The sequence below is a fragment of the Kitasatospora sp. NPDC036934 genome (assembly GCF_055608425.1).
In genome coordinates this window covers 396,020-418,093 of the sequence record NZ_JBVJQR010000003.1, presented here as the reverse complement: position 1 = coordinate 418,093, position 22,074 = coordinate 396,020, and the positions used below count along the sequence as shown (strand labels likewise).

19 protein-coding genes are annotated in these 22,074 nt (G+C 73.9%); 10 read left to right on the top strand and 9 right to left on the bottom strand.

Annotated features, from left to right (window positions below):
• Window positions 1-79 precede the first annotated feature (79 nt).
• Together ACZ7BZ_RS06960 and ACZ7BZ_RS06955 are read left to right on the top strand one after the other, a co-directional pair.
• Complete coding sequence (locus tag ACZ7BZ_RS06960; RefSeq protein ID WP_470357458.1) at window positions 80-361, top strand: Uma2 family endonuclease; 282 nt, start codon at window positions 80-82, stop codon at window positions 359-361.
• A gap of 121 nt (window positions 362-482) precedes the next feature.
• Window positions 483-1,034 (top strand): YceI family protein, encoded by a 552-nt coding sequence (locus tag ACZ7BZ_RS06955; protein ID WP_470357457.1) that lies wholly within the window; start codon window positions 483-485, stop codon window positions 1,032-1,034.
• Window positions 1,035-1,111: 77 nt separating this feature from the next.
• Here the strand turns inward: ACZ7BZ_RS06955 and fes are convergent, their stop codons facing one another.
• Both fes and fhuB read right to left on the bottom strand, forming a co-directional pair.
• The gene (gene fes / locus ACZ7BZ_RS06950) at window positions 1,112-2,224 is read right to left on the bottom strand and encodes an enterochelin esterase (RefSeq protein WP_470357456.1); all 1,113 of its coding nucleotides are present in this window, start codon (window positions 2,222-2,224) and stop codon (window positions 1,112-1,114) included.
• Between the two features lie 17 nt (window positions 2,225-2,241).
• Window positions 2,242-4,401 carry a Fe(3+)-hydroxamate ABC transporter permease FhuB gene (gene fhuB / locus ACZ7BZ_RS06945; RefSeq protein ID WP_470357455.1) on the bottom strand — a complete coding sequence of 720 codons (2,160 nt, stop codon included), beginning with the start codon at window positions 4,399-4,401 and terminating at the stop codon, window positions 2,242-2,244.
• A gap of 107 nt (window positions 4,402-4,508) precedes the next feature.
• Between fhuB and ACZ7BZ_RS06940 the strand changes: the two genes are divergently transcribed.
• From ACZ7BZ_RS06940 to ACZ7BZ_RS06925, 4 genes are all read left to right on the top strand, one after another.
• A complete protein-coding gene (locus ACZ7BZ_RS06940; RefSeq protein WP_470357454.1) occupies window positions 4,509-5,537 on the top strand; it encodes an ABC transporter substrate-binding protein in 1,029 nt (342 codons plus the stop codon).
• A 28-nt stretch (window positions 5,538-5,565) separates the two neighbouring features.
• The gene (locus ACZ7BZ_RS06935) at window positions 5,566-6,348 is read left to right on the top strand and encodes an ABC transporter ATP-binding protein (RefSeq protein ID WP_470357453.1); all 783 of its coding nucleotides are present in this window, start codon (window positions 5,566-5,568) and stop codon (window positions 6,346-6,348) included.
• A 66-nt stretch (window positions 6,349-6,414) separates the two neighbouring features.
• Entirely contained in the window at window positions 6,415-7,005 is a 591-nt protein-coding gene (locus ACZ7BZ_RS06930) for a VWA domain-containing protein (protein WP_470357452.1), read from the top strand.
• A 116-nt stretch (window positions 7,006-7,121) separates the two neighbouring features.
• Window positions 7,122-7,574, top strand: coding sequence for a MarR family winged helix-turn-helix transcriptional regulator (locus ACZ7BZ_RS06925; protein WP_470357451.1), 453 nt, complete (start codon window positions 7,122-7,124; stop codon window positions 7,572-7,574).
• Window positions 7,575-7,679: 105 nt separating this feature from the next.
• Here ACZ7BZ_RS06925 and ACZ7BZ_RS06920 read toward each other — a convergent pair whose 3' ends face one another.
• The 5 genes from ACZ7BZ_RS06920 to ACZ7BZ_RS06900 form a co-directional block, all read right to left on the bottom strand.
• Window positions 7,680-8,255 (bottom strand): GTP-binding protein, encoded by a 576-nt coding sequence (locus ACZ7BZ_RS06920; protein ID WP_380463163.1) that lies wholly within the window; start codon window positions 8,253-8,255, stop codon window positions 7,680-7,682.
• 66 nt (window positions 8,256-8,321) lie between these two features.
• The gene (locus ACZ7BZ_RS06915; protein WP_188307852.1) at window positions 8,322-8,705 is read right to left on the bottom strand and encodes a DUF742 domain-containing protein; all 384 of its coding nucleotides are present in this window, start codon (window positions 8,703-8,705) and stop codon (window positions 8,322-8,324) included.
• Window positions 8,702-9,133 (bottom strand): roadblock/LC7 domain-containing protein, encoded by a 432-nt coding sequence (locus ACZ7BZ_RS06910; RefSeq protein WP_470357450.1) that lies wholly within the window; start codon window positions 9,131-9,133, stop codon window positions 8,702-8,704. The genes ACZ7BZ_RS06915 and ACZ7BZ_RS06910 overlap by 4 nt, the downstream gene beginning before the upstream one ends.
• Complete coding sequence (locus tag ACZ7BZ_RS06905; RefSeq protein WP_470357449.1) at window positions 9,133-11,313, bottom strand: sensor histidine kinase; 2,181 nt, start codon at window positions 11,311-11,313, stop codon at window positions 9,133-9,135. The genes ACZ7BZ_RS06910 and ACZ7BZ_RS06905 overlap by 1 nt, the downstream gene beginning before the upstream one ends.
• Window positions 11,314-11,743: 430 nt before the next feature.
• Window positions 11,744-13,054 (bottom strand): acyl-CoA dehydrogenase family protein, encoded by a 1,311-nt coding sequence (locus ACZ7BZ_RS06900; RefSeq protein WP_470357448.1) that lies wholly within the window; start codon window positions 13,052-13,054, stop codon window positions 11,744-11,746.
• Window positions 13,055-13,475: 421 nt separating this feature from the next.
• On the opposite strand from ACZ7BZ_RS06900, the gene ACZ7BZ_RS06895 reads away from it, so the two are divergent.
• The 3 genes from ACZ7BZ_RS06895 (at window position 13,476) to ACZ7BZ_RS06885 (ending at window position 18,829) form a co-directional block, all read left to right on the top strand.
• Window positions 13,476-14,552: a GAF domain-containing protein gene (locus ACZ7BZ_RS06895; protein ID WP_470357447.1), complete on the top strand. Its 1,077-nt coding sequence runs from the start codon at window positions 13,476-13,478 to the stop codon at window positions 14,550-14,552.
• Window positions 14,553-14,890: 338 nt separating this feature from the next.
• Entirely contained in the window at window positions 14,891-16,489 is a 1,599-nt protein-coding gene (locus ACZ7BZ_RS06890; protein WP_470357549.1) for a lipase maturation factor family protein, read from the top strand.
• A gap of 204 nt (window positions 16,490-16,693) precedes the next feature.
• Complete coding sequence (locus ACZ7BZ_RS06885; protein WP_470357446.1) at window positions 16,694-18,829, top strand: hypothetical protein; 2,136 nt, start codon at window positions 16,694-16,696, stop codon at window positions 18,827-18,829.
• 91 nt (window positions 18,830-18,920) lie between these two features.
• Here the strand turns inward: ACZ7BZ_RS06885 and ACZ7BZ_RS06880 are convergent, their stop codons facing one another.
• Both ACZ7BZ_RS06880 and ACZ7BZ_RS06875 read right to left on the bottom strand, forming a co-directional pair.
• Entirely contained in the window at window positions 18,921-19,943 is a 1,023-nt protein-coding gene (locus ACZ7BZ_RS06880; RefSeq protein ID WP_470357445.1) for a transglycosylase SLT domain-containing protein, read from the bottom strand.
• 49 nt (window positions 19,944-19,992) lie between these two features.
• Window positions 19,993-20,844 (bottom strand): helical backbone metal receptor, encoded by an 852-nt coding sequence (locus ACZ7BZ_RS06875; protein ID WP_470357444.1) that lies wholly within the window; start codon window positions 20,842-20,844, stop codon window positions 19,993-19,995.
• Window positions 20,845-20,987: 143 nt separating this feature from the next.
• On the opposite strand from ACZ7BZ_RS06875, the gene ACZ7BZ_RS06870 reads away from it, so the two are divergent.
• Complete coding sequence (locus ACZ7BZ_RS06870) at window positions 20,988-22,073, top strand: ABC transporter substrate-binding protein (protein ID WP_470357443.1); 1,086 nt, start codon at window positions 20,988-20,990, stop codon at window positions 22,071-22,073.
• Window position 22,074: the final 1 nt, after the last annotated feature.

Genomic DNA, 22,074 nt, shown 5'->3' with positions numbered 1-22,074 from the left:
GACACATCCGGCCAGGCGGGAGCCCACCTCCCGCCTGGCCCTACTGTCGTACGGTGGCCGGAGCACTGGAGGAGGTCACATGAACCCCGAGCGCTACCGTCTTCTCGAAGAGGCCCGACGGGCCCTGCCGGAGGGCAATCCGGAGAACGACTGGACGGGAAAGCTGCGTGACTACCCGAGGATGGGCTTTCCGCTCTATCTGATCATCGACCCACGGCAGAAGACGGTCACGCTGTTCTCCGACCCCAACCGCGACCGCTACCACACCCGGACCGAGCGGGAGTTCGGCGAGACCATCCGCATCCCCGCGCCGTTCGGCTTCGAGCTGGACCTCGCGAGGCTCGTCACCTACCGGGACTGACCGGCCTTCGCCCGTTGGCGGGAACTTGGCGGGGTGGTGCCGCGCGGCGGGCGGGGGGTACTGCATTGGGCTGACACGTTGCAGACTGACGCCAGGATCCAAGCCGACTCGGAGGTACCCCATGACCGTTTCGCTCCCCGAGCTCACCGGGGACTACGTCCTCGACCCCGCGCACTCCCGGATCGGCTTCGTCGCGCGTCACGCCATGGTGACCAAGGTCCGGGGCTCGTTCGGGCAGTTCGAGGGCAGCGCCCACCTGGACGGCGGCGACCCGTCGCGATCGACCGGCCAGGTGGTGATCAAGGTGGAGAGCATCGACTCCGGGGTGGAGCAGCGCGACCAGCACCTGCGGACCAATGACTTCCTGGACGCGCCGAACTTCCCCGAGATCACCTTCCGTTCCACCTCGGTCGAGGTGAAGTCCGACACCGAGTACCGGGTGACCGGTGACCTCACCATCAAGGACACCACCCGCTCGGTGAGCATCGACTTCGAATACACCGGCAACGCCGTCGACCCGTACGGCAACCTGCGCGTGGGCCTGGAGGGTTCGGCGACGATCAGCCGCAAGGAGTTCGGGGTGACCTGGAACGCGGCGCTGGAGGGCGGTGGCGTGCTGGTCGGCGACAAGGTCGTGCTGGAGTTCGACATCTCGGCGATCAAGCAGAAGTAGCCCGGCCCGAGGGGCCCCGGTCGCGGTTGCGGCGGCCGGGGCCCCTCGGCTGCTCGGGTGGCGGAGCGGGCTGTCGGTCAGCCCAGCAGGTGGGCGAGCCCGTCGGCCAGGCCGCCGCGCCAACAGGCGTAGTCGTGGCCGCCGTTGAACTCGCGGTAGTGGACGTCGTACGCCCGGGCGGTGAGGACGTCCCGCAGGTGCCGGTTCTGGGCGAGCAGCAGCCATTCCTGGAGGCCGACTTCGAGGTGGAAGCGGGCCTCGCGGCGGGGTTCGGCGGCGAACCGGCGGGTCAGCCATTCGCTGCCGGCGCCGGACTCGGTGCCGTCCGGCCACCAGAAGGAGCCGGACTGGGAGAGCGCGTTGCCGAACCGCTCCGGGCGGTGGAAGGCGGCGAAGGCGGCGGTGAGGCCGCCGGCGCTCTGGCCGGCGATGACGGTGCGGCGCGGGTCGGTGGCGGCGTCGAACTCCGTTTCGGCCCAGGGGAGGAGGCGGTCGGCGAGCAGGTCGACGAAGGCCGGGTTGCAGCCGAGGTCGGCAGGCCGGCCCGGTCCCATGGTGTGGACGAGCAGGGTGACCGTGGGCGGGATCGCGCCGTCCGCCGTCAGGTTGTCGAGGGTGTCGCCGACGGACAGCACCTCGCCCCACATCTCGCCGTCCAGCAGCACCGCGACCGGATGCGGCCCGGTGCCGTGACCCGCGGGGAGGTGGACGTCGACCCGCCGCCCGGCGACGGTGTGCGGGACGGTCCGCCCGCGCGGCACGCCCGGGCGCCGCCGGACGTACGGCTGGGCGGGCGCCTGCGGCAGGCTGAGCACCGAGGAGGGGTGGCGGCCGTCGCGGGCCGGGAGCCGGGGTTCGGTGTCGTGCCGGTCGGGGCGGGCGTGGTCGAGGACGTGCAGCCAGTCGGCCCGGGTGGTGCCGGGGGGCGGGCCGTGGAAGGGGTAGAACTGGTAGGAGGCGCGGTGGTCGGCGCGCAGCCGGTAGGTGAGTTCCCAGCGGCCGTTGCGGCGTTCCATCAGGTGGGGGGTGAGGTCGCCGGCGTGCCGGTCCTTGTCGGTGACGGTGTGCAGTAGGGCGAGCACGCCGTCGCAGTCGTCCCCGTCGGCTCCCTCATCTTCCTCGTGGACGAAGGTGACCAGCCGGTACGCGGGGTCGTCGGGGTCGGGTCCGATCAGTGGAAAGGCCTTCAACGTCCTTCACATCCTCATCAGTTGGTGCGGCGGGCGAGCAGGATCCAGAGCAGGAAGGGCCCGCCGAGCACGGTGCTGACGATGCCGACCGGGATCTCCACCCCGCCGATCAGCACCCGTCCCAGGGTGTCCGCGAGCACGACGAGCAGCGCGCCGGTCAGGGCCGAGCCGAGCACCGGGACGCGGGTGGGCCCGGCCAGTCGGGCGGCGATCACGGGGGCGGCGAGTGCCACGAAGCCGACCGGCCCGCAGACGCCGACGGCGAGCCCGGCGAGCGCGACGGCCAGCAGCAGGCAGAGCAGCCGGACCCGGCCGGGGTCGACGCCGAGCGAGGCGGCCACGCTGTCGTCGAAGCGCAGCACCGCCAGTCGGCGGGCCACCACCAGGGCGAGCGGCACCAGGACCGCGAGCCCGACCAGGACGTGCGCGGCGGTCGCGTAGTCACGTCCGTTGAGGCTGCCGGAGGTCCAGACGTACAGCGAGCCCGCCGAGTTGAGCGAGCGCCGGGCCAGTGCGACCTGGATGACCGCCGAGGCCAGGGCCGACATGGCGAGCCCGACCACCAGCACCCGGTGGCCGCGCGCGCCGAGCCCTCCGGCGACCAGGGTGACCACCAGGACGGCGGCCAGCGCGCCGAGCGGTCCGGCCCACCAGGAGCCGAAGGTGCCGGAGGCGGTGACGGAGATCAGCACGGCGGCGGTGGCGCCGTCGTTGACGCCGAGGAGTTCGGGGGTGGCCAGTCGGTTGCGGGCGAGGGTCTGGGTGAGGCAGCCGGCCAGTCCGAGGGCGGCGCCGGCGGCGAGTCCGGCGACGATCCGGCCGAGCCGGAACTTCTGCACCAGTAGCACGTCCAGCCGGTCGCCGTAGCCGAACACGGCCTGGAAGGTTCGGCCGAGGCCGAGCTCGCTCTGTCCGGCGTGGGCGGAGACGACCACGGCGGCGAGCAGCGCGGCGGCCAGGGCGATGCCGGCGAGCAGTGGCCGGCGCGGGACGAGTAGTGACCAGGAGCCGTGGCGCAGTGCCAAGTCCTGGCGCAACAGGCGCGGTTCGGAGCGCTGGACGGGTGGGGCGTCGGCGGCCGGGTCGATGAGCGCCAGTGCGGCGGAGCGGCGGGAGCGGACGATGGCGATCAGCGCGGGGGCGCCGACCAGGGCGACGATCACCGACACCGGCGCCTCGAAGGGCCGGGCCACGACCCGGGCGAGGACGTCCGCGCCGGTGAGCACGGCGGCGCCGAACAGCCCGGCGAGCAGGGTGAGTCGGCCGATCCGGGGCCCGGCGAGGGCGCGGGCCAGGAAGCCGGCGAGCAGGCCGAGGAAGGAGATCGGCCCGGCCAGGGCGACGGCGGAGGCAGTGAGCAGGGTGACGGCGACGGCGACGGCCGCGCGGGTGGCGCCGGGGCGGTGGCCGAGGCCGCGGGCGAGGTCGTCGCCGAGGGCGAGGGCGGTGAGCGGCCGGGTGGTGAGCAGGGCGAGCAGGAAGCCCGCGCCGAGGACGGGGGCGAGCTGGCGCAGCGTCGTCCAGCCCTCCACGCCGGCCAGCGAGCCGAGCACCCAGACCCGGTAACGGTCGTATGCCTCAGGCGAGTTGACTATGAGCACGCCGGTGATGCCGCCGAAGGTGGCGCCGACGGCGGAGCCGCCGAGGACCAGTCGCACGGGGGAGCCGCCGCCCCGGCTGCCCGCGATCAGCAGGACCAGGGTGCTGGCGAGGACGGCGCCGCCGAAGGCGAAGGCGAGGTAGCCGTAGGAGGTCTGCACGCCGAGTACGGCGATGCCGAGCACGACCCCGAGCGAGGCGCCCGCGTTGACGCCGAGCAGGCCGGTCTCGGCCAGTGGATTGCGGGTGACGGACTGGAGTTGGGCGCCGGCCACGCCGAGGGCGGCGCCGACCAGCAGGGCGGTGAGGGTGCGGGGCAGTCGCAGTTCGCCGACGACCAGGGCGAGCCGGCCGTCGGCGCGGGCGCCGTGGCGGTTGAGCAGGTAGTCCAGCACCCGTGCGGGTCCGACCTCGCCGGCGCCGACCGACAGCGAGAGCGCGGTGAGCGCGAGCAGCGCCGCGACCACCCCGGCGGCGACCGGCCAGGCGCTGCGGTGGCGGGCCGGTGGGGCTGGGGGAGGGGCGTCGGGCGCGGTGGCGGCGGGCGCTTCGTGGACGCCCGCTTGCGACGATGTCATAAGGTAAGGCTAACCTAACGAACCGGACGTCCCGTGGGGCACCGCCGCCGCACCCGGCTGCCCGGACGCCACCCAACTCCCGTACCACCCCCGCCCCGGAGGCATCCATGCCGTACGCCCAGAGCCCGCTCCGCCCGACCCGCCGCCACGCGGCCCGGGCGCTGGCCCTCACCGGGGCGGCCGCCCTCTTGCTGGCGGGCTGCGGCCCCTCCGGGTCCAAGACGAACTCCGGAGGCTCCTCGGACTCCGCGTCCGCCGCCCCGGGCAGCGCGGCGGACGCGGCCAACGGCGGCAAGCGTACCGTCAAGGACGCCACCGGCAGGGCCGTCGAGGTCCCGGCCGAGCCCCGGCGGGTCGTCACCCTCACCCAGGAGGACCTCGACGCGGTGCTCGCGCTCGGCGTCAAGCCGGTCGGCATCACCAACGGGCAGGGCCTCGACGAGCCGCCCGCGTACCTCAAGGACAAGGTCCAGGGCGTGCCGGTGGTCGGCAACCTGCTGCAGCCGGTGATGGACAAGGTGATCGCCGCCAAGCCCGACCTCATCCTGGCCGGTGACATGCAGGACGAGCAGGTGCTCAAGCAGCTGCGCGAGATCACCCCCGCCACCCTGGTCACCATGGCGCCCACCGACGACTGGAAGCTCGCCTTCCGGGGTATCGGGAACGCCGTCAACAAGCTCGACCGGGCCGACGAGGTCGTCGGCGACTACCAGGCCAAGGCCGTCAAGGCCGGCGCCGACCTCGGCAAGAACAAGGGCGCCGCCGTCTCCATCGTCCGCTGGAACCCCACCGGCCCGAGCTGGATGGAGAAGAAGCAGTTCGCCAGTGGCGTCGCCCTCGACATGGGCCTCGCCCGCCCGGCCGCCCAGGACAAGGACGGCAACGCCCACAGCCCGGCGCTCAGTCTGGAGAAGCTCTCCGAGATCGACGGCGACTGGCTGTTCCTGTCCACCCTCACCGACGACGGCAAGGCCGCGCTCAAGGACGTCCAGTCCAAGCCCGCCTACCAGCAGTTGAACGCGGTGAAGAACGGCCGCACCGTCACCGTGGACGGTTCGGTGTGGTCCACCCGGGGCGGCCCGCTGGCGGCCGACGTCGTCATCGGCGACTTCGGCAAGGCGCTCTCCGGATCCTGACCAACGGCTCGAACCGGTGGAGTGCGACATGGAATTGACGATCCAGGGGGTCACTGCCGGGTACCGGCCGGGGCGTCCGGTGCTCGGCGGCATCGACCTCACCGTGCCCGCCGGGCGGGTGGTGGCGGTGGTCGGCCCGAACGGCTGCGGCAAGTCCACCCTGCTGCGGACGGTGGCCCGGCTGCACCGGCCCGACGGCGGGCGGATCCTGGTCGGCGGTGAGGACATTTGGCGGCTGAGTCCGCGCCGGGCCGCCCACCGGGTCGCGCTGCTCCCGCAGAGCCCCCGGGCGCCCGAGGCGGTCACCGTGGCCGGCCTGGTCCGCTACGGGCGCCACCCGCACCAGGGCCTGTTCCGCCAGTGGTCGCCCGAGGACGAGCGGCTCACCGCCGAGGCCCTGCGCGCCACCGGCGTGGACGGCCTCGCCGACCGCCGCCTCGACCAGCTCTCCGGCGGCCAGCGCCAGCGCTGCTGGCTCGCCATGGTGCTCGCCCAGGACGCCCCGGTGGTGCTGCTGGACGAGCCGACCAGCGCGCTCGACCTCGGCCACGCGGTGGAGGTGCTGGAGCTGGTCCGGGAGGTCGCAGCGGGCGGGCGCACCGTGGTGATGGTCCTGCACGACCTGGCGGCCGCCGCCCGCTACGCCGACCTGCTGGTCGCCCTGCGGGACGGCGCGGTGGTGGTCTGCGGGCCGCCCCGGGAGGTGGTGGACGCACCGCTGGTGCGGGCGCTCTACGACATCGACAGCCACGTCCTGGCCGCGCCGGGCGACGGCGCCCCGGTCATCGTGCCCCGGGCGCCGCTGGGCTGACGAGCCCGCTGTCGGTGCGGCGGCGCACGCCGTGCGGGGGCTTTCGCGTCGCGATGGGCGGCCCTGATGCGCGTCGCCCCGGTCGGCCTGCCCGAGGCCCGGGTGGCCCGGCTGCGCCCGCTGGTGCGGCGGCTGGTCGAGGAGTTGAGCCGTGAGCTGGCGACCAGGCTGCGTCCGGCGCTGACCGGAATCAGCGTGCCGCGTCCGTCCCGGCGCCCGGGCGGCGGGCTGGACCTCCACCGCACGATCCGGGCGGACCTGGCCACCGCCCGCCCGGATCCGGACGGCGGTGGGACGGTCATCGTGCCGGAGCGTCCGGTGTTCCGGATCAGGGCGCGGCAGGCCAACGACTGGCGGCTGATCCTGCCCCGAGCGCGGCGACGGCGGCGACGGTGTCAGCGGCGGCGGACCGTACCCTGCTGCGTGCCGCCGGGCCGGCCACCGCCGCCGAGCCTGCTGGACGCGCTCCGGGCGGCCGCGGGGGACCAGCGGCGCGACGTGTTCGGCCGGATCGTCCCGGACGACCACGACGCCTCCGCCACCTCCTGGCTGGCGGCCGCCGAGTACACCGAGGCATTGGCGGCCGCGCTCTGGCCCCCGCCTGGGAAGGCGACGAGCCCGCAGCCGAGGAGGGGGGTGGGGCCGGCCGAGGTATAAGTCGAAGTATTTGCAAAGACCGATAATCCGCGCCAACTGGCATACTTGGGGGAGGGGAGACAGCACAGGACGTACAGGGCCCAGAGGTACGGCCGAAGACGAAGGGAAGGCGCGCCATGTCCATCCGCGACGACGCGGCCGAGGTCCGGGCCGGTGGCTGGCGGACGCTTGCCGCACTGCACGGGCTGATCGACGCCGCGCTGGAGAAGGCGCTCCAGGCGGAGCACAAGCTCTCGGTGGTCGAGTACACGGTGCTGGAGGCGCTGTCCCGGCAGGACGGCTGGCACATGCGGATGCAGCAGCTGGCCCGCGCGGCGGCGCTGAGCAGCAGTGCGACCACCCGCCTGGTGAGCCGCCTGGAGGACCGCGGCCTGCTCAGCCGCTACCTCTGCGCGGACGACCGGCGCGGCATCTACACCGAGCTGACGCCGGAGGGCCGTGCCCTGCTGGAGGCGGCCCGCCCGGTGCACGACGCCACCCTGGAGGCGACCCTGGCGCAGGCCGCGGAACTGCCCGAACTGGCGCCGCTGGTGGACGCGCTCGCCGAGCTCACCCCGGCGAAGCCGTAACCCACCAAGGCCGTCCACCCGGCAGTGCTCCACCGCGCAGCGCCTCACCGGGAGGCGCCGGGGCAGCGCCCCGCCGTGCCGCTCCCCGCCGCACCGGGCAGCGCCTCACCGCCGCCCGGCGGCCAGCGCGTCCCGGTGCACCCGGTCGAGCAGGGCGAGCAGCAGCTCCTTGCTGGACGCCCGCTCCCGGACGTCGCACAGCACCACCGGCACCTCCGGCCCGAGGTCGAGCGCCCGGCGGACGTCCTCCGGGGTGGCCTCGCGGCGGCCGTGGAAGCAGTTGACCCCGATGGCGAAGGGGATGCCGCGCTGCTCGAAGAAGTCCACGGCGGCGAAGCTGGATTCGAGCCGCCGGGTGTCGGCGAGGATGATCGCGCCGAGGGCGCCGAGGGCGAGGTCGTCCCACATGAACCAGAACCGGAACTGCCCCGGGGTGCCGAAGAGGTAGAGCACCAGGTCCTCACGGACGGTGATCCGCCCGAAGTCCATCGCCACGGTGGTGGTGGACTTGCCCTGGATGCCTTCGAGGCTGTCGACCCCGATGCTGGCGCGGGTCATCCGCTCCTCGGTCTGCAGTGGTTCGATCTCGCTGACCGAGCCGACCATGGTGGTCTTCCCGACGCCGAAGCCGCCGGCGACGAGGATCTTGACCGCGCCCGGCACCAGGCTCTGGGTCGTCAATTCGGGTCTCCTGGAAGGGAACTGGGATGGTGCGGGGAGGGCGGACGGTCCGGCCGGGGGAGCCGGTCAGAGTCTGCGGACGCCCTCGATCACGGCCTGGATGAGCGAGATGTCCGGGGCCTCGGCGAGCGCGACCGGGGCCCGGGTGAGGATCAGCCGGGCCTCCGCCAGGTCGTCCAGCAGCACCTTGACCACGCTCACCGGCAGGTCCATGGTGGCTGCGATCTCGGCCACGGCCAGCGGGCGTTCGCGGCACAGGTCGAGGATCGCGGCGGGCTCGGGGGTTAACCGGCTGGTGTCGGTGCGCGGGTCGGCGGTGACCACCAGGGTGATCAGCGCGAAGCCGTCACGGACCGGGCCGGTGCGCCCGTTGGTGATCGCGTAGGGACGGACCAGGTGGCCGGCGTCCTTGTCGTAGAACCAGCCCTCGTCGGCGTCGGCGGCGGTCACGCACCGCCACCCGCGCCGGTCTGGCCCGCGTCGCTGCGCGGCGCCGCGGTGAGGTACTGGCCGACCTGCTTGACCAGCATGTTGATCTCGTAGGCCATCAGCCCGGCGTCCACCTGCTCACTGGTGAGGACGGCGAGCCGGGCGCCCTGTCCGGCGGTGGTGACGAACAGGAACAGCTGGTCCATCTCGACCACGGTCTGCCGGACCCGTCCGCCGTTGAAGCGGTGCCCGGCGCCGCGGGCCAGGCTCTGCAGGCCGGAGGCGACGGCGGACAGGTGCTCGGCGTCGGCCCGGTCGAGCCCCTGGTCCATGCCGACCAGAAGGCCGTCCTCGGAGAGGACGATGGCGTGCCGGGTCTCGGGCACCCGCGCCACCAGCTGGTCCAGCAGCCAGTTGAGGTCGCGCTGGGCTTCGGTCTGCTGCGTCATCACTGCTGTTCCTTGGCTTCCTGAACGGCGGAGGCTTCCGCGGCTTCCCCGGGGGCGGAGGCTGCGGCCGGGTTGGGGGCAATGGCGGGCGCGTCCGGTCCGGTACCGGCCGCGCGGGCGCTCCGGGTGCCGCGCTGGATGGCGGCCATGGTGGCGCGGGAGCGCGCCGGCGAGGGGTCGTCGGCCTCGCCGAACCGCGGTCCGGTCGGGGCGGCGGGGGCCCCGTACGGCGCGGACGCGGAGGGCGGGGCCGACCGCGGGGACGGGGAGAGGGACGGCGCCGGGGCGGCGGGGGACATCAGCGCGCCGGGCGCGTTGGCCTCGCGGAGCTGCTCGGCGAGGCTGGCGTTGCGGACCCGCTGCGGCAGGACCCGCGGGGTGCGCAGTTCGCCGTCCGGGCCGTGCTCCACGTGGTCCTCCTGCGGGCGTTCGTGGCTGGGAGGGACGTCCGCCGGCAGGCCGGCGGTGAGGCCGGCAGCGGCATCACCGGCGGCGTCGGCGGCGTGCTCGACGGACGAGCCGGTCGAGGCACGGGAAGCATGAGAGGCGTGCGCGACGGGCGAGGCAACCGAGGCATGCGCGGCGGGCGAACCATCCGCGTCATCCGAGGCGAGCGCGCCGTCCGAGCCGTGCACGGCACCGAGCTGCGCGGCGAGCTCTGCCGACGGACCGGTCGGCAGGTCGTACGGACGCGGCAGCGCGGGCCGGGGGACCACCACGGCGCCGGGCAGCCCGGGGATCTGGGCGCCGACCGGCAGCCCGGCGTCGTCGGGGAGGGCTCCGTCGCCCTCGCCGTCCTTCCGCGCGAGCAGCTCACCGATGATCAGCCCGCCATCCGCCGCGTCGGGGGCGCCGGGGCCGACCGGGGGCACCCCGGGGGCGCCGGCATCGTCGGCCGGCGCGCCCCCGGTCAACCCGCTGAGCACCCCGGCGAGCGCGCCCGTCAGCTCCTCGTCGACGGCATCGAAGTCCCCGCCCGACGAGCGCGGTTCGGGCACCGGGGTGCGGGTGACCCGCGCACCGGACGGCAGTCCGGGCACCGCGGCGGGCTGTTCGGCCTGCTCCAGCAGCACCGCGGGCACCAGCACCACGGCCCGGGTGCCGCCGTACGGCGAGGGCCGCAGGGTGACCTGGATGTCGTGCCGGGCGGCCAGCCGCGCGACGACGAACAGGCCGAGCCGCAGGTCGTCGCCGAGCGCGGAGACGTCCAGCTCGGGCGGGTTGGCCAGGTACTCGTTGAGCCGCTCGTACTCGTCCTCGGTCATGCCGAGGCCGCGGTCCTCCACCTCGACCGCCAGGCCCTTGGGGACCTCCTGCGCGGAGACCTGCACCTGGGTGTACGGCGGGGAGAAGGTGGTGCCGTTCTCGATCAGCTCGGCGACCAGGTGGATCACGTCGGCGACGGCCTGTCCGCTGAGCGAGGCGCGCGGCACGCCCTGGACGACGACCCGGGCGTAGTTCTCGGTCTCGGAGACGGCGCTGCGCAGCACGTTGACCACGGGCACGGCGTTGCGCCAGCGCCGGGCGGGCAGCGCGCCGCCGAGGATGACCAGGTTCTCGGCGTTGCGCCGCATCCGGGTGGCCAGGTGGTCGACGGCGAACAGCTCGCGCAGCAGCTCGGGTTCCTCGTGCTCGCGCTCCAGCGCGTCGAGCATGCTGATCTGCCGGTGGATCAGGATCTGGGTGCGGCGGGCGATGTTGAGGAAGACCTTCTTCGTCCCCTCGCGCCCCTGGGCCTGGTGGACGATGGCGGCGACGGCGGCCTGCCGGACGGCGGCCAGGCCGTCGGAGGTCTGCTGGACTTCGTCGCCGGTCCGCCGGGAGGGCGTCCAGGTGGGCGGGGTGGGCACCGGCTCCCCGGCGCGCAGCCGCCCGACGACCCCGGGGATCTCCCGTTGGGCGAGGGCGAGGGTGTCGGTGCGCAGTGCGGCCAGCCGGGCGGAAAGGGCGCGGGCGGCCCGGATGCCGCGGACCAGGCTGACCAGCAGCACCAGGGCGACGACGGCGGTGCCGGCCGTCAGCGCGGTGCGGTGTCCGGCGTCGCGCAGCAGGTAGGCGGCGTAGCCCCAGGCGGCGGCCAGGCCCAGGCTGGGGACCAGCACGAGGGCGAGGAGCGAGCTGCGGAGGGAGCCGGACCGGCCGGCGCGGTGGCCCGTGCGGGGGGCCGATATGCCTGGCATCTGATTCCTTGTTGCAGGGCCGAGGTGCAGGCCGGGTCTCGGGGCCGAACGGCGGGTCGGCCCGGGCTGCCCGGACCGGGCTTCAGGGCGCCGAGGCCGGGGTTGCCGGACGGGGTGACGCGGTGTCACCGTCCGGGCGGGGTTCAGTGCGGCCGTCGACGGCAGGAAACCTATCAGTCCCAGGTGCCCTCATCGCAACATCAACTGACGATATGTGAACGGCTGATGGCAGGACCGGTCGGTTCCGGTCGGAGTGTTCGCCGACGGATCGCCGCAGCTCAGCGCGGCCGTCGTGAAGCGGGAGCGGCCCCCGGTAGGCCGGGTGGGCCTTCCGGGGGAGCCGCCAGGAACAGGTCAAAAGGAACGGGTCAAACGGTCATCATGCCGAAAGTTCGCCACCGACCGGGCGGCGGTTCCCGGCAGTCGGGCGTCAGCTCGCGGCGGAGATCGGCACCACCCGGGCGCCCCGGCCGCCCTGCCCGAGCTGGGCGCCGCGTCCGTAGCGCCGGTCCGTCGCCGGCGCCTGCGATTCGCGCTGGTTGAGCTCGGTCCAGGCCCAGCTGGTCAGTTCGGACAGCTCGGCCGACCACTGCTTGCCGTAGGTGCCCGCCGCCACCTGTCCGAGCCGCAGCTTCTGCACGTCCGAGGTGCCGGCCGGGGCGTAGATGTGGGTGGCGTCGCGGAGGTAGCGGATGATGTTGTGCTCCTCCTGGGTGCCGCGGGCGGCGAAGATCTCCATCGCCTGGCGCGCCGAGTCCATCGCGTATTCGGTGTTGATCAGCTTGGCGTTCATCAGCTCGGCGTCGCAGGCCTTGCCGTGGTCGAGCAGGTGCGAGGCGTGGTAGGCGGCCAACTTGGCCGTCATCAGCCGGGACTGCATCTCGCCGAGCTTCAGCGCGATGCTGTTCAGCTGGTTGATCTGCTTGCCGTAGAGCACCCGCTCCTCGGCGTAGCGCACGGTGTCCTCCACCACGGCGACGTGGATGCCGAGGGCGACGGCGCCCAGGTTGAGCCGGCCGTACAGGGTGGAGGAGGAGTAGGCGACGTCGAGGCCCTGGCCCTCCTCGGCGAGCCGGTTGCCGACGGGGATGCGGCAGTCCTCGAAGACCAGCTCGCCGAAGCTGAAGCCGTGCAGGCCGCCCTGGGTGCCGATGGTGCCGGCGCGGAAGCCGGGACGGTCGCTCTCGACCAGGAAGGCGGACAGCCCCTTGCTGCCCCGGTCGGTGCGGAGGACGACGCCGTGGACGTCGCCGATGTGGGAGTTGCCGACGAACACCTTGCGGCCGTTGAGGACGTACTCGTCGCCTTCGCGGCGGGCGGTGCCGCCCATGCCGAGCACATGGCCGCCGGACTCCGGCTCGGTGACCGCGATCGTCGGCAGGCACTCACCGGAGGCGAATTTCGGCAGCCACTCGCGCCGTTGGGAGGTCGAGCCGAAGTGGATGACCTTGGCGACGCCGAGCTGCGAGGCCTGGGCCATCGCGCCCATCGCACCGCTGACCCGGGCCAGCTCCTCCACGATGATGGTCTTGGCGAGGTGCCCCAGGCCCAGGCCTCCGAACTCGCGCGGGATCGTGACGCCGATCCAGCCGCGACGGGCGATCTCCCGCGAGAGTTCGAACTCGATCTCCCGGTCCGCCTCCATTCTGGCCACCTGAGGACGCACCTCCTTCTCCGCGAACTCACGCACCTCCGCCCGGAGGCTCTCGTGTCGTTCGTCGGTGAAGTAGTCCATCGTCATGCTTGGTCCTCTCATCCCAGTGGTGACGTGCCTCCGTTCGCGCCGTAGATGCCGCTCCGGCCGTCCCCCCAGGTCGGTGGGGGTGTGGGGTGTGGCGGTGCCGATCGCTTCGAGGCCATCGGTGCATGCGGACCTTGGGTCGGGGTCTCCCGTGGAAACCGGGGGACTACCGTCCGTGTCTTCGGCAGGGCTCATTGTCATATGTGCACATGGGGTCCACACATAGTTGATCTTGGATTGGCGGAATTCGGCCCACCCGACCGGTGGCGGGTTTTGTCACGGCCTCGGGTGGGGACTGACCTTCCTCTCCTCGGTGACCGGCCAGGGGGTCGCTCAACTGCTGCTTTGACTGTTCATCAGCAACGGCGGCGATCGGTCCCGGTAACACCGCGGCGCCCGGATGTCTGATTACATGTGCGCCATGACTGATGTGATGAGCACTCAAGGCCAGTTCCCGGGTGCTGCCGGGGAGTCCGAGCGGACTCGCAGGCTGCGCAGCCTGGGTCTCAACGAACCCTCCGCGGACGAGGCCTTCGACCGCTTCGCTCACTTGGCAGCCAGCATCACCCGGGCTCCCATCGCGATGGTCAACTTCATCAACGACGAGCGCCAGATGTTCCGGGGGCTCTACATTCCGCCAAACTCCGGCGACGTCGCCGCCGACGAAGGCGCTTCCTGGGCGGACCGGGGCATCGCCTTCGACCTTCCCACCCGTCAGATGCCGATGAGCCACGGCTTCTGCCCGCACGTGGTCGCCCAGCGCTCACCCCTCGCACTGGACGACATCCTCGCCTACCCCCGGTTCGCCGGGAACCCGGTCGTGGACGAACTCGGCGTCCGGGCCTACCTCGGCGCCCCGCTCGTCGACGACACCAACACCGTCATCGGCACCGTCTGCGTCCTCGACCGGGAACCCCGGCAGTGGGGGCGCGAGCGGCTGCGCGACATCCAGCACCTCGCCGAGGCGCTGCTCTCCGAGATCCGGCTGCGCGACAACCTGCTCGCCCAGCAGCAGGAGATGTTCGCCGCCTTCGACGGCTCCCCGTTCCCCATCATGCTGACCGACGGCCCCGGCCAGGAGATCCGCTACGCCAACGCCCAGCACGCCGACACCTTCGGCGCCCCGGTGGCGTACGGCTCGATCGGCACCGCCTACCCGCAGCTCGGCGCGGCCGGCCTCCAGCAGGCCGTCGCGGAGGCGTACCACACCGGTCGCGTCACCGTCCTCAACGACGTCCGGATCCAGTCCGGCCGCCCCGAGGCGCAGCGCGTCCAGCAGATCTTCAGCTTCACCTGCACCCCGCTGCGGGCCGCGCGCACAGGCCAGGTCAACGGCGTCCTCACCGTCGGCATGGACGTCACCGCCCAGTCCCGCACCGAGGAGGAACTCGGCACCCTGGCCGCGCTGCTGGTCGACCGGCTCCAGCAGAACGGCGCCGCCACCCCGACCGGCCGACCGGGCATCGCCGGCGGTTCCGGACTCGTCCTGCCGAGCTGAGCGGCCGACCGCCGCTCGTGCGCGGCCAGACGGCCCCCGGCCGTACCCGCCCACCGCGCCACCCGTACCGTCCACCACCGTGGCGGGGCGCCTCTCACCCCCGAGGAGAGGCTCCCCGCCACGCTGCCGTTCCGGGGCGGGGGCGGCCGGCCGTACGGGCCATGGCAGTTCGCGCGCGGCGCTGAGCGGCGGTAGGTCCGGAGTGCCCCGAGGCGGGCCGGTCGCGGCGCTGGGCGGCAGTTCGCCCTCGGGCCGAGCGGGTGAACCGTCCGCCGCCCGCACCCCGACCCGGGCCCGGCCACGCGCCGCCGGTGGTAGGCATGGGCCGCATGAACTGGATGGACTGGTTCGCCGCCCCCGACTACTGGCTGAGCCGCCTGCTCGTCCAGCGCCTGCTCGCCGGCCTCTACCTGATCGGATTCCTCGCCGCCGTCGCGCAGTTCCGCGCCCTCATCGGCACCCACGGCATGCTGCCGGTGCCCCGCTTCACCGCCCGCGTCCCGTTCCGCAAGGCGCCCGGCCTCTTCCACCTCCACTACAGCGACCGCTTCTTCGCCGCCGTCTCCCTCGCCGGCGCCGCGCTGGCCGCCGCCCTCGTCGCCGGACTCGGCGACGAAGTCCCGCTCTGGGCGTCGATCCTGGCCTGGGCGGTGCTCTGGGCCCTCTACCTCTCCATCGTCAACGTCGGGCAGACCTGGTACTCGTTCGGCTGGGAGTCACTGCTGCTCGAAGCCGGCTCCCTCGCCGCCTTCCTCGGCAACGCCGACACCGCACCGCCCACCCCCGTGCTCTGGCTGATGCGCTGGCTGGTCTTCCGGGTCGAGTTCGGCGCCGGACTGATCAAACTGCGCGGCGACAGTTGCTGGCGCGACCTGACCTGCCTGCGCTACCACCACGAGACCCAGCCCATGCCCGGACCGCTCAGCTGGTTCTTCCACCACCTGCCCGACCCGCTGCACCGGGTCGAGGCGGCGGCCAACCACGTCGTCCAACTCCTCGTCCCGATCGGCCTGCTGCTCCCGCAGCCGGTCGCGAGCTACGCGGCCTGCGCGGTGATCGCCACCCAGCTGTGGCTGATCGCCTCCGGCAACTTCGCCTGGCTCAACTGGCTCACCGTCGTCCTCACCCTCGCCGCCGTCGAACCGTCCCGCCTCGGACTGCCCGGCCACGCCCGGGACCTCCCCGCCGCACCCCTCTGGTACCAGGCACTGGTGGCCGCGGTCACCGCCGGCGTCCTGGTGCTCAGCTACTGGCCGGTGCGCAACCTGCTCTCCCGCGGCCAGGTGATGAACCGCTCCTTCAACCGGCTGCACCTGGTCAACACCTACGGCGCCTTCGGCAGCGTCAACCGCCTGCGCCAGGAGGTGGTGATCGAGGGCACCGACGAGGCCGTCCTCAGCCCGCACACCGTCTGGCACGAGTACGGGTTCAAGGGCAAACCCGGCGACGTGCGCCGCCTCCCGCGTCAGTACGCCCCCTACCACCTGCGGCTGGACTGGCTGATGTGGTTCGCCGGCATCTCGCCCGCCTACGCCCGCCCCTGGTTCCTGCCCTTCGTCACCCGCCTGCTGGCCGGCGACCGGGCGACCCTGCGACTGCTGCGCCACAACCCCTTCCCCGACGCCCCGCCGACCCACGTCCGGGCGACCCTCCACCTCTACCGGTTCACCGGATGGCGCGAACTGCGGGAAACCGGCGCCTGGTGGCACCGCACCGCGCTGCACGAGTACCTCGCGCCGGTCGACCTGCCCACCCTCGCCCGGGCCGGCCACCACCCGCCGCCCGGCCACCCCTCGCCGGACCGCCCGTCCCGCCCGGCCAGGGGCGTCCGCGCCGTCCCCCTGGACGGGCTGCGGCGACCGCGCCCACCCCGGACGGAGCACCCCGGCCACCCGCCCGGACCAGCACCGGACCACCCGGGCGGACCTCCCGAGTAGCGGCCAGGCGGGCGGTATGGCACACGACACCGGCCCGTCCCGGCGGTGGGTGCGTGCAAGGCTCGAACGGGCACCCGTATTCTGGGCCTCCACAACCGGCGGCCCGACCGCGCGCCCCCCGGTCCCGCCCCAGGGGCCCCGCGCACCCGGTCCGCCGCCCCCTCGTCGTCAGCCCCGCCGCCGTCGCCCAGAACCGGACCTCACATGACAGTGCTTCACTCGCGCAACGCCGACGCAGCCGACCCGGTGGACGTCGCCGACGCCGCAGACGTCAAGGACCCCCAGGACGCCGCTGCGGAGCCCGACCTCCGCGAGGACCTCGGCCGCTACGCCGAACTCGGGGCCTTCACGCTCAGTGCCGACACCCACGCCTGGTACGCGGCCGTCGACACCGTCGCCACCCCCGAGGACGCCCGCGCCGCCTCCACCGCGCTCGCCGAACTGCGCGGCCGCGACCTCCAGCAGACCTGGGACGCCGTCACCGCCCTGGCCGCCGACGTCAAGCTCGATGAGCCCGACACCGTTGCCAAGACCGCGCTGCTGGTCGAGATGCTCCAGCGGGTGCACCGCACCTCCGCCACCCTCACCAGCGCCGCCTACGACGCCGACCTCGTCGCCCTCGCCGCCGCCACCGCCGACAGCACCTGGCGCCGCGAGAACGGCGTCAAGCTCTCCTGGCTGCGCGGCCGCTCGCTGCGCAAGCAGGCCGCCGCCCTCGCCCACGACCGCAAGGTCCGCCGCGAGGAGCTGCACGAGGCGCTCACCTCCGCCGAGATCGAGCGCCGCGCCTGGTCCGCCATCGCCCCGGCCGGCACCCTCCCCAGCGCGCCCGCCGACGGAGCCCTGGTCGAGCGCACCGCCCAGGCCTTCGAACCCATCAACACCGGCCTGCGCGACCTCGCCCGCCTGCTGCCCGACCACGACCTGGACGGGCTCGCCTTCGCGGACCTCGTCGACCTGGTCGAGCGGCTCGCCGCCGACGAGGGCACCCTCTACCGCCTGCCCACCATCCGCGGCCTGCGCGCCACCCTGGAGGAGGCCGGCCTCGCCGACCTGCTCGCCGAACTCACCGCCGCCAAGGCCGACCGCCGCGCCGCCGAGGCCGCGTACGCGGCGCGTCAGGCCCTGGCGGGCGGGCAGCGGGACGGGTTGGGCGAGTCGGCGGTCGAGGAGCCGGTTGCCGAGGAGGCCGGTGTAGAGGAGACCGCCGCGCGTCAGGCCCTGGCGGCCGGACAGCGGGACGGGCTGGCCGAGGAGGCCGTCGAGATCGAGGCCGAGGCCGAGGCGGGCACCGAGGAGAACACCGAGGCCGTAGAGGCGGCGGGTACGGACGTGGACATCGCCGAGGCAGCGCTGACCGCGGTGGAGGAGACGGAGGACGCCCCGGCCGCCGTGGTCTCCCTCCCGGCGCCCTCCCCGGCCGCTGACGACCTGGTGGCCGCCGCCACCGCCGCGCTGGCCGAGGCAGCAGCCGCGGACGAGGTGGCGGCGGAGCCGGAGGCGGTGGAGGAGCCTGCCGCCGAGGTCGAGACTGAGGTCGAGGTCGAAGCCGAGGTTGTGGCCGAGGTCGAGGTCGAAGCCGAGGTTGTGGCCGAGGTCGAGTCGGACGCGGTCGCCGACGTGCCCGCTGTTGAGGCTGCCGAGCCGGAGACCGTCGAGGTCGACGAGCCGACGGTCGAGGCCGTCGTCGCCGAGGCGGCCGAGGCGGCTGCGGAGGCCGAGGTTGCCGAGGTTGCCGAGGTTGCCGAGGTTGCCGAGGAGACTTCGGCCGTGGTCGCCGAGGCGCCCGCCGTTGAGGTCGTGGAACCGGCCGTCGAGGTTGAGGCCGAGGCCGCCGAAGAGGCGCCCACGGTCGAGGCCGTTGAGGTCGAGGAGCCGGCGGTAGGGGAGGACCCGGCCGTGGTGGCCGAGGCGCCCGAGCCCGTCGCCGAGGCCGAGGCCGTTGAGGTCGTGGAGCCGAAGGCCGACGTGGAGGCCCCCGTCCACGCGGTCGTGGAGCCGGCCGTGGTGGCCGAGGAGCCCGAGCCCGTCGCCGAGGCGCCCGCCGTCGTCGAGGCCGAGCCCGAGGCCGCCGCCGAAGAGGCGTCCGCCCCCGAGGCGGAGCCCGTCGCGGAGGAGTCCGGTGGCCGTCCCGCGAAGCCGGACTTCACCCCCGGCCGCCCCGTGACCGCCTACTCGGCGGACGAACTGCTCGCCGTCGTCCGCTGGATCGACGCCGACGGCACCGAGCGGAGTGACGAGGAGCTGCTCCGCGCGGCCATGAAGGAGCTGGGCTTCGCCCGGCTCGGTCCCCGGATCAAGGAGGCGCTCGGCGCCGCCGTCACCGCCGCGCGCGGCTAGGGTCCGGGCAACACGCCGGACTGCACAGGGCCCGGGACGCGACTCGCGTCCCGGGCCCTGTGCAGTCCGGCCCCGCTGGGGGCGGAGCTCGTCAGCCGGCCTGGTTCCAGGGCTGGGAGGCCATCAGCGCCTTGACGTTGGAGACGTACTTCGGGTTCGGGATGTCCAGGCTGCCGACGACCGCGCCCGTGGTCGGGTCGGTGACGGTGTTGTAGTGGACGTTGCCCGCGCCGGCGTTGTACGCCGAGACGACGAGGTCCAGCAGCGGCGTCTTGCCGGTGGCAGGGTCGGGGGAGAGGTCGTACTTGCCGCCGAAGGAGGAGTCGCCGTAGTAGGCGATCAGCCAGTCGAGCAGCTGGGCGCCGAGCTGGACGTTGCCGGCGAGCGTCTTGGGGTCGGAGGTGGTGCCGTACTTGCCGTTCATCCAGGCGACGGTGTTCGGCATGACCTGCATGGTGCCGATCCCGCCGTCGCAGGCGAGGATGCCGGACTGCCAGCCGCTCTCCTGCCAGGCGATCGCCTTGACCAGGTTGACGGGCAGCGGCGGGAGCTTGTCGGTGCCGCCGGAGCTGAGGTTGAGCACCCGGGACTGGCCGGCCGCCGAGCTGAGCGCGGTGGCGACCGAGGCCTTGGGCTCGTCCGGCTGGGGCTTGCTGGGCTGGCAGCCGCTCTGCAGCGGGGGTACGTGGCCGGCCGGCGGCGCGGGCGGTGCCGGGAGGGCGACGGCGCCGGGCTTGGCGGACGGCACCGGGGCGGGGATGGCGGGCTTCTCGACCGGCGGCTGGGTGGCGGGCGCGCCGGCCGCGTTGGCGCCGGCGCCCTTGGCGTTGCTCGGCTGGGCGTTGGGCGTGGCCTTCGCCGACTTGCTCGGGCCGGCGCTCGGGCTGTGTGAGGCGTCGGGGCTCGCGGAGGCCGTGGCGCTAGGTGACGCGGTGGCGGACGGGCTGGCGCTCGCGGTGTCGCCGGGTGTGGCGGTGGCCGCCGTGAGCGTGGTGGGCGGCGCCGCGTCCGGGTGCTTGTCGGCGCTCTTGGTGCCGCAGCCCGCCAGGACGGCGGTCGAGACGGCGACGACGCACACCAGGACGGTGGTCCGCCGGGTGGTGCTCGACTTCATCTGTGGTCCCCCCACTTGTCACCGGTGATCCCGGAGAGTGGCGGTCATCCTATGGTGCGGTCGTTCCGCCCTGGACGAACGGGTGGTCGATCGTCTGCCGGAGGACGGTCGGAGCGGTCACGAGGGACGGTCCGTACCAGGTCAGGTGCCGTCCGCTGACCAGCGCGGCGGGGACGCCGGGGAACGCCTCCGGGCCGTCCTCGACGGTGAAGCGGTACGGCTCGTCGGGCAGCACCACCAGGTCCGGCCGGCACGTCCGCAGTTCGGGCAGCGGCACGGCCGGGTAGCGCTCGGGGTGCCCGGCGTGGACGAGCCGCAGGCCGAGCCGGTGCAGGAGGTCCCCGGCGAAGGTGTCGCGGCCGAGCACCATCCACGGGCGGCGCCAGATCGGCACGATCGCCCGCGGGCCGTCCGCCGCCGGCCGGACGTCGCGCCAGGCCGCCTCCGCCTCGTCCAGCCAGGCCGGCCGGGGCAGCCGGCAGGCGACGGTGAGCAGCCGGTCCAGCGAGCGGAAGGCGCCGTCCAGGGTGCGGATGTCGGTGACCCAGACCGGAACCCCGGCCGCCCGCAGCGCGTCCAGGTCGGGGCGGCGGTTCTCCTCGTCGTTGGCGATCACGAGGTCCGGGGCGAGCGCGAGGACACCCGGCAGGTCGGGGTTCTTGGTGCCGCCGATCCGGGCCGCGGTCAAGTCGGCCGGGTGGCTGCACCAGTCGGTGACGCCGACCAGCAGTCCGGGCGCGGTGGCGGCGACGGCCTCGGAAAGCGAGGGCACCAGCGAGACCACCCGGCGCGGCGCGAGCGGGCCGAGGCGCACGGGCAGGCCGAGGTCGTCACGTGCGTCGGCCGGGACGGTGGGGTCGGTGGAGTCGCTCGGGTCGGTGGGGTCGGTGGGGTCCGCCATCCGGCCACCCTACGCGCGGCGCCCGCGTGCGGGGCCGTCAGGAAGACCCGGAAGTCCCGGGAACCCGGCGCGGGCCGGGTCCGACTACCTGGTCCGGGTCCGCAGCACGGGCTCCAGCACGATCACCGACCAGGAGAGTCCTCATGCGCCCTCGCGTCGTCTGCGGTATCGCGGCCGCCGTCGCTCTGTTCGCCACGGCCTGCGGAAGCGGCGGAAGCGTCGGTGGCGGCACCGGCGCCGCCATCACCGCCCAGCCAGGCCCGGCCGGGAGCTACCCCGTCACGGTCGCCGACTGCGCGGGCAAGGAGACGACCATAGCCAAGGCCCCGGCCAGGATCGTCACCAGCAACGCGGCGAGCCTGGAGATGCTGCTCCAACTCGGTGCGGGCGACCGGGTCATCGGCACCGGCTTCCCGCCCGGCAAGGGCACCCTGCCGGCGGCGCTGGCCGAACAGGGCGCCAAGGTGCCGGTGCTCGGCGACAAGACCGTCCCCAAGGAGAAGCTGCTCGGCTCCGGCGCCGACCTCTACGTCGACACTTTCGGCGCGATGCCGATGATGGGCGGCGCGACCGGGCCCACCGAGGCGGAGTTCGCGGCGGCCGGCATCCAGCACGTCTATCTGCTCTCCACCGCCTGCGCCGGCACCCCGAAGGCCGCCAAGGCTCCGCGCACCGATCTCGCCGGGGTCGAGGAGGACATCCGCCGCCTCGGCGCCGTCACCGGCACCAGCGCCCGTGCCGAGGAACTCGTCACCGGGATGGAGAAGCGGATCGGCGAGGTCCGCACCGCGCTCGCCGGCGTCCCGGAGCACGAGCGGCCCGGCTACTTCGTCTTCGACTTCGACGCCGGGACGAAGCAGCCGACGGCCGTCTGCGGCCGGCAGGTGGCCAACGCCGTCATCACCCTGGCTGGGGCCCGCAACGTCTTCGCCGACTGCGACGCCGACTTCAAGCCCGGCTCCTGGGAGGACGTCGTCGCCAAGAGCCCGGACTGGATCCAGCTGGCCGTGCGGAACCGGGGCAGCGAGGAGGCCACCCGCAAGGCCTTCGACGACGCAGAGGCGTTCCTGCGGGGCTTCCCGGCGACCCAGGGCCTGAAGGCCGTCCAGGAGGGCCACTTCGTGCGGCTCGGCTCCGAGATGACCACCATCGCGGGCGTGCGCAACGCCGACGCGGTCCGGGAGATCGCCGCCACCATCCACCCCGATCTCGTCAAGAACGGCCAGTAGA

Excerpts from the sequence above, each read along its gene's own strand:
- ACZ7BZ_RS06935 (WP_470357453.1), top strand. The coding sequence starts at position 5,566 with ATGGAATTGACGATCCAGGGGGTCACTGCCGGGTACCGGCCGGGGCGT.
- fhuB (WP_470357455.1), bottom strand. The coding sequence starts at position 4,401 with ATGACATCGTCGCAAGCGGGCGTCCACGAAGCGCCCGCCGCCACCGCG.
- ACZ7BZ_RS06940 (WP_470357454.1), top strand. The coding sequence starts at position 4,509 with ATGCCGTACGCCCAGAGCCCGCTCCGCCCGACCCGCCGCCACGCGGCC.
- ACZ7BZ_RS06910 (WP_470357450.1), bottom strand. The coding sequence starts at position 9,133 with ATGACGCAGCAGACCGAAGCCCAGCGCGACCTCAACTGGCTGCTGGAC.
- ACZ7BZ_RS06900 (WP_470357448.1), bottom strand. The coding sequence starts at position 13,054 with ATGACGATGGACTACTTCACCGACGAACGACACGAGAGCCTCCGGGCG.
- ACZ7BZ_RS06870 (WP_470357443.1), top strand. The coding sequence starts at position 20,988 with ATGCGCCCTCGCGTCGTCTGCGGTATCGCGGCCGCCGTCGCTCTGTTC.
- ACZ7BZ_RS06925 (WP_470357451.1), top strand. The coding sequence starts at position 7,122 with ATGTCCATCCGCGACGACGCGGCCGAGGTCCGGGCCGGTGGCTGGCGG.
- ACZ7BZ_RS06960 (WP_470357458.1), top strand. The coding sequence starts at position 80 with ATGAACCCCGAGCGCTACCGTCTTCTCGAAGAGGCCCGACGGGCCCTG.
- ACZ7BZ_RS06930 (WP_470357452.1), top strand. The coding sequence starts at position 6,415 with ATGCGCGTCGCCCCGGTCGGCCTGCCCGAGGCCCGGGTGGCCCGGCTG.
- ACZ7BZ_RS06890 (WP_470357549.1), top strand. The coding sequence starts at position 14,891 with ATGGACTGGTTCGCCGCCCCCGACTACTGGCTGAGCCGCCTGCTCGTC.
- ACZ7BZ_RS06875 (WP_470357444.1), bottom strand. The coding sequence starts at position 20,844 with ATGGCGGACCCCACCGACCCCACCGACCCGAGCGACTCCACCGACCCC.
- ACZ7BZ_RS06880 (WP_470357445.1), bottom strand. The coding sequence starts at position 19,943 with ATGAAGTCGAGCACCACCCGGCGGACCACCGTCCTGGTGTGCGTCGTC.
- ACZ7BZ_RS06895 (WP_470357447.1), top strand. The coding sequence starts at position 13,476 with ATGACTGATGTGATGAGCACTCAAGGCCAGTTCCCGGGTGCTGCCGGG.
- ACZ7BZ_RS06905 (WP_470357449.1), bottom strand. The coding sequence starts at position 11,313 with ATGCCAGGCATATCGGCCCCCCGCACGGGCCACCGCGCCGGCCGGTCC.
- ACZ7BZ_RS06955 (WP_470357457.1), top strand. The coding sequence starts at position 483 with ATGACCGTTTCGCTCCCCGAGCTCACCGGGGACTACGTCCTCGACCCC.
- ACZ7BZ_RS06885 (WP_470357446.1), top strand. The coding sequence starts at position 16,694 with ATGACAGTGCTTCACTCGCGCAACGCCGACGCAGCCGACCCGGTGGAC.